This window comes from Actinoplanes sp. CA-252034 (assembly GCF_050956125.1).
GTDB lineage: Bacteria > Actinomycetota > Actinomycetes > Mycobacteriales > Micromonosporaceae > Actinoplanes.
In genome coordinates this window covers 6,857,419-6,863,942 of sequence record NZ_CP191846.1, presented here as the reverse complement: position 1 = coordinate 6,863,942, position 6,524 = coordinate 6,857,419, and the positions used below count along the sequence as shown (strand labels likewise).

1 protein-coding gene and 1 pseudogene are annotated in these 6,524 nt (G+C 73.2%); both read left to right on the top strand.

Features of this window, described 5'->3' with window-relative positions:
* Window positions 1–15: 15 nt before the first annotated feature.
* Window positions 16–5,781 (top strand): annotated as a pseudogene (locus ACQPZW_RS31820) (alpha/beta fold hydrolase); the annotation flags it as partial.
* A complete protein-coding gene (locus ACQPZW_RS31815; protein ID WP_433789715.1) occupies window positions 5,778–6,524 on the top strand; it encodes a thioesterase II family protein in 747 nt (248 codons plus the stop codon). The pseudogene ACQPZW_RS31820 and the gene ACQPZW_RS31815, both read left to right, overlap by 4 nt.

Below are 6,524 nucleotides of genomic sequence, written 5' to 3'. Positions count from 1 at the left end.
AGTGAGCCAGGGCAGGTTCCCGAGGACCGGCTGCGATATTTCCTCAAACGGGTCACCGCGGAGCTGCACGACACCCGGGAACGGTTGCGCGGCGCCGAGCAGGCCGCCGCCGAGCCGATCGCGATCGTCGGCATGGCCTGCCGGTTCCCCGGCGGGGTGCGCAACCCGCAGGACCTGTGGGAGCTGGTCGCCGCCGGGCGCGACGTGGTCGGTCCGTTCCCGGAGGACCGCGGCTGGGACGTGGCGGGCCTCTACCACCCCGACCCCGATCATCCGGGTACGACCTACGCCCGCGAAGGTGGGTTCCTCGACGGGGCCGCCGACTTCGATCCCGGGCTGTTCGGGATCTCGCCGCGTGAGGCGCTCGCCATGGATCCCCAGCACCGGCTGTTGCTGGAGAGCTCGTGGGAGGCGATCGAGCGGGCCGGGCTGGACCCGACGGGGTTGCGTGGTTCCCGGACCGGGGTGTTCGTCGGTGTCATGTACAACGACTACGCGCTGGTGGTGCAGGGGTCGGCGGACGCCGCGGAAGGGTTCATGGGCACCGGCGGCAGCATCGCGTCGGGCCGGGTGGCATACACGTTCGGGCTGGAGGGGCCGACCGTCACCGTCGACACCGCCTGCTCGTCGTCACTGGTGGCGCTGCATCTCGCCGTGCAGGCGCTGCGTAATCGGGAATGTGAGCTGGCGCTGGCCGGCGGTGTCACGGTGATGGCCACGCCCGGCACGTTCATCGGGTTCTCGCGGCAGCGTGGTCTGGCTCCGGACGGGCGGTGCAAGTCGTTCGCCGACGGGGCCGACGGCACCGGCTGGGGCGAAGGTGTCGGGATGCTGCTGGTCGAGCGGCTGTCCGACGCTCAACGGAACGGTCATCCGATCCTCGCTGTGGTGCGTGGCTCGGCGGTCAACTCCGACGGCGCGTCGAACGGGTTGACGGCGCCGAACGGGCCCTCTCAACAGCGGGTGATCCGGCAGGCGCTGGCCAGTGCACGTCTGGAACCGTCGGATGTGGACGTGGTCGAGGCGCATGGCACCGGGACGCCGCTGGGTGACCCGATCGAGGCGCAAGCCTTGCTCGCCACTTATGGACAGGGCCGGTCCGAGCCGCTGTGGCTCGGATCGCTCAAGTCGAATCTGGGTCACACCCAGGCGGCGGCCGGCGTTGCCGGGATCATCAAGATGGTCCAGTCGATGCGGTACGGCGTCATGCCGTCAACGCTTCATGTTGATTCCCCGTCTGCACAGGTTGACTGGACAGCCGGCAATGTTGAGTTGTTGACGTCAACACGAGATTGGCCGTCAACACATCGACCGCGACGTGCAGCGGTGTCGTCGTTCGGGATCAGCGGCACCAATGCACACGTCATCCTGGAGGCCGCTCCGCCCGTCGAGACAACACCGGCCGAGCCGTTGCCGGTAGTGCCATTCGTGTTCAGCGCCGCCGATCCGGACGCACTCGACGCCCAGCTCCACGCCTTCGCTGCGCTCGGCGAGCCCGTGCCGGCCGGGTTTGGGCTGGGCGAGTCCGCGCTCGGCGCGCCTGCCGGGTCCGGCGTCGGCGCCCTGGCTCTTGCGGACACCAACGTCGCGCGCACGCTCGCTGGACGGGCAACGCTGCCGCATCGGGCGGTTCGCGTCGGGCGTGACGGCGAACCGATCCGGGGCACAGCCCGCGCCGGCCGGCTGGCGTTCCTGTTCACCGGGCAGGGCAGCCAGCGCCCCGGCATGGGCGACGAGCTCCGTGCGGCCTACCCGGTATACGCGGCCGCCCACGACGAGGTCACCGCCCTGCTGGAGATCCCCGACCTCGGGCCGGACCAGACCGGCTGGGCGCAGCCGTCGATCTTCGCCGTCGAGGTGGCCCTGCTGGCGCTGCTGCGCTCGTGGGGCATCCATCCCGACGTGGTCGCCGGGCACTCTATCGGCGAGGTCACCGCCGCCTACGCGGCCGGCGTGCTGGACCTGGCCGACGCGGCGAAACTGGTGAACGCCCGCGCCCGGCTGATGCAGGCGCTGCCGCCCGGCGGCATGATGCTGGCGGTCCAAGCCTCCGAGACCGACGTCCGCAAGTCGTTCCCCGACGTGGACATCGCGGCGGTCAACGGCCCGGCATCGGTCGTCGTCGCCGGCCCGGAAACCGGCCTCACGCCGGTGGAGAACGGCCCCTGGAAGACCACTCGCCTCCGGACCAGCCACGCCTTCCACTCCCACCTGATGGACCCGATGCTCGACGACTTCGGGACGGTCGTGCGGACGCTGACGTTCCACGAGCCGCGGGTGCGGGCCGTCTCCACCGCCGAACCCGGCCGCCGGCTGCGCTGGACCGACCCCGACTACTGGATCCGGCAGGTCCGCGAGCCGGTCCGGTTCGCCGACGCGGTGACCCTGCTCGACGCCGAACGCGCCCTGGAGATCGGCCCGGACACGGTGCTGGCCACGCTCGTACCCGATGCGGTGGCGACCCTGCGCCGGGACCGCCCGGAGCCGTCCACGCTGATCGCCGCCGTCGCCGCCCTGTATGCCGACGGTGTCGACGTCGACTGGCCCGCCGTCGTCGGTGGCCGCGGCCACGCCGACCTGCCCACCTACCCCTTCACCCACCGCCGCCTGTGGCCGCGCCCGGCACCCGGCGGCCCCGGCGACGCGCACGCCCTGGGCCTGGACACCACCGGCCATCCGGTGCTCGGCGCGGCTGTCGAGATCCCTGACGCGGACACGCTGGTGCTCACCGGCACCCTCGACCCGGCCGCCCAGCCGTGGCTGCGCGAGCACACCGTCCTCGGCCGTGCGCTCGTCCCCGGCACCGTGCTGGTCGAGCTGGCGCTGACCGCCGCGGCACGGGCCGGGAGCACGGCGATCGAGGAGCTCCTGCTCCAGACACCGCTGATCCTGCCCGCCTCCGGCCCGGTCGCGGTCCGCGTCACCGTCACCGGCGCACGGGTCACCGTCCACAGCCGCGCCGACGGCGACACATGGACACTGCACGCCACCGGCGCCCTCACCTCCGGCCCCGCACCCGACGTCGACGCGGACCTGCTCACCTGGCCGCCCGCCGGCGCCGAGGAACTGCCGCTGACCGGCCTGTACGACACGTTCGCCGACGCCGGCCTCGACTACGGCACCGCGTTCCGGGGTCTGCGGCGGCTGTGGCGGCGTGGCGGTGACGTGTTCGCCGAGGTGCACACCGACGCGCCCGCCGACGGTTTCGGCCTGCACCCGGCCCTGTTCGACGCCGTGCTGCACGCGATCGGCCCGGCCGCGCTGCTGCCCGGCGACGGCCTGCGGCTGCCGTTCGCGTTCGCGGGGGTGCACCGGTTCACGACGGCCGGCGGCACGCTACGAGCCCGGTTGAGCGCCACCACCGGCACCGACACGATCCGCCTCGACCTGGCCGACCCGGCGGGGCTGCCGATCGCCCGCGTCGACCGGCTCACCCTGCGCCCGGTGGCCGCACAGCAACTCGCGGACCGGGTGGTCTACGGCGTCGACTGGGCGCCGCAGCAGGTCGCCGGCACCCCCGCACCGGCGATCCGCCTGGGCGACCCCCTCCCGAACCCCGCCCCGGATCCCACCGGCGTGCTCGTCGTGGACGCGAGCGCGCCCGGCGACGCCCTGCCGCGCGCCACGCAACTGCTGGCGCTGCTGCAGCAGTGGCTGGCCGACCCGGCGTGGGCACGGACGCGGCTCGTGGTGCGGACCTTCGGCGACGACCCGGACAGTGCCGCCCTGCACGGCCTGTCCCGCAGCGCGCAGGCCGAACACCCGGGCCGGATCTTCCTGCTCGACGGGCCGGACGACGCGTTCTACCCGCTGCCGCAGGCCCGCGTCCGGGACGGCCGGGTGGAGGCGCCCCGCCTGGTGCGGGCGCACGGCGAGCACACCCCGGACTTCGGCGACGGGGCGACGGTGGTCACCGGGGCCAGCGGCACTCTCGGCGGGCTGGTGGCCCGGCATCTGGTGCGGGCGTACGGCGTACGCAAGCTGATCCTGCTGTCACGCTCCGGCAAGAGCCTCGACATCGACGGCGCCGACGTCACCGCCGTGGCGTGCGACCTGTCCGACCCTCGAGCCGTCGCCGACGCGCTGCGCGGCGAGCACGTCACCGCGATCGTGCACGCCGCCGGTGTCCTCGACGACGCCCTGCTCACCGACCTGACCCCGGACCGCCTGGCAACCGTGTTCCGACCCAAGGCCGACGCCGTGCGCAACCTGCTCGCCGTCGTCGACGGCCTGACGTCGCTGATCCTGTTCTCCTCGGCCGCGGGCATCCTCGGCAACCCGGGCCAGGCCAACTACGCCGCCGCGAACGCCTGGCTCGACGCCTACGCGGAGCGGCTGCGCGCCGACGGCGTCCCCGCGGTCTCGCTGGCCTGGGGCCTGTGGGAGTCCGGTATGGCCGGCACCCTCACCGACGCCGAGCAGCGGAGGCTGCGCCAGGGCGGTGTCGTCCCGTTCACCGCCGAACAGGGCCTGGCCGCCTTCGACGCCGCACTGGCCACCGGCCGCCCGCTGGTCGTGCCGATCGGCTTCGACCTGGCCGCGCTGCGGCACGCCCCGGTGCTGCCGCCGGTGCTGGAGGGCCTCGTCCCGGCGGTCCGCAGCGGCCCCGACGAGCAGGCGCTGGCCGCCTTCCAGCGCAACCTGGCCCGGATGCCGGCCACCGACCGGCGTGCCGCGCTGACCGACCTGGTCGACCGGCAGACGGCCTTGGTGCTCGGCCACGGCGACGACGAGCGCCTGGACCCGCACCGGCCGTTCCTGGAAGCCGGGTTCGACTCGCTGACCTCGGTCGAGCTGCGTAACCGGCTGGCCGCCGCGACCGGGCTGACCCTGCCGACCACGCTGCTGTTCGACCACCCGACGCCGGGCGCGCTGGTCGGTCATCTGGACGCCTGCTTCGACGCCGGACCGCAGGCCGCCCCGGCCACCGCCGGAACCCTCGGCAGCCTCTTTCGCGAGGCGGAACGCTCCGGCCGTACCGGAGAGTTCTTTCAGGTCTTGGTGGACGCCTCCGGATTCCGGCCCGCCTTCCGGACCACCGCCGACCTGCCCCGGCCCCTCGACGTGGTACGGCTGGCCACCGGCCCGGAAGCGCCCGCGCTGGTCTGCCTGCCGTCGATCCTGGCCATCTCGGGCCCGCACCAGTACGTCCGTTTCGCCGGCGCCCTGCGCGGCCGCCGCACCGTGGCGGCCGTCGCCGCCCCCGGCTTCGGCCCCGGCGAACCCCTCCCGGCCAGCGTGGAAGCGGTCGTCACCGCCCAGGCCGAGGCGATCCGCGCACACACCGCCGGGGCGCCGTTCGCGCTGGTCGGCCACTCGTCCGGGGGCATGCTGGCGCAGGCCGTCGCCGCCGAGCTGCAACGCGACGGCGTCAACGTGACCGCGCTGGTGCTGATCGACATCTACTCCCACGACGTCGAGGCGCTCGCCGGCATCCAGCCGGTCCTGTCCAGCGGCATGATCGAACGCGAGGACGGCTACGTCCCGATGGACGACACCCGGCTGACGGCGATGGGCGGCTACGTGCGCCTGTTCCACGGCTGGCAGCCGACCCCGATCACCACCCCGACCCTGCTGGTACGGGCGAGCGAACCGATGTTCGGCTGGTCCCGTGACGGCGACTGGCGGTCGTCCTGGACGCTGCCGCACACCGCCGTGGACACCCCCGGCACCCACTTCTCGGTCATGGAGGAACACGCCACCACGACGGCCCGGGTCGTCGACGAGTGGATCTCCTCCGTGGCGGTTCCGCACCTCCAACCGAAAGCGACACCGCGATGAACGACAACGCCTGGATCCGGCGCTTCCACCGGGAGCCGGACAGCCGCGTCACCCTGGTCTGCTTCCCGCACGCCGGTGGTTCGGCCAGCTTCTTCTACCCGGTCTCCGACGCCATGCAGTCCACCCTGCAGGTGGTGGCGCTGCAGTATCCGGGGCGCCAGGACCGGCGGCTGGAACGCCCGCTGACCAGCATCGCCGAGCTCGCCGACCAGTCGTACACCGCCCTGCGCCCGCTGATGGACCGGCCGCTGGCGTTCTTCGGCCACAGCATGGGCGCCACCCTGGCGTTCGAGGTCGCCGTGCGAATGAAGCGCGAGCTGGGCTCCGGCCCGGTCACGCTGTTCGCGTCGGGCCGCCGGGCGCCGTCACGACACCGGACGGAGACCGTGCACCAGCTCGACGACGACGGCATCGTGGCCGAGCTGAAGACGCTCAGCGGCACCGACACCCGCATCCTAGGCGACCTGGAGCTGCTGCGGATGATCATGCCGGCGATCCGTGGCGACTACATCGCCGCCGAGACATACCGCTACGAGCCCGGGCCGGCCCTGGACTGCCCGATCGTGGCGCTGACCGGCGACGCCGACCCGAAGGTGTCGCTGGACGAGGCGCAGGCCTGGGCCGACCACACCACCGGCGGTTTCGAGCTGCGGGTCTTCGGCGGCGGCCACTTCTTCCTGGCCCAGCACCAGCGCGCGGTGATCAACCTGATCAGCGACCAGCTTCTCCTACTCGCCCTCTAG

Coding starts and splice junctions, on each gene's coding strand:
- ACQPZW_RS31815 (WP_433789715.1), top strand. CDS start 5,778: ATGAACGACAACGCCTGGATCCGGCGCTTCCACCGGGAGCCGGACAGC.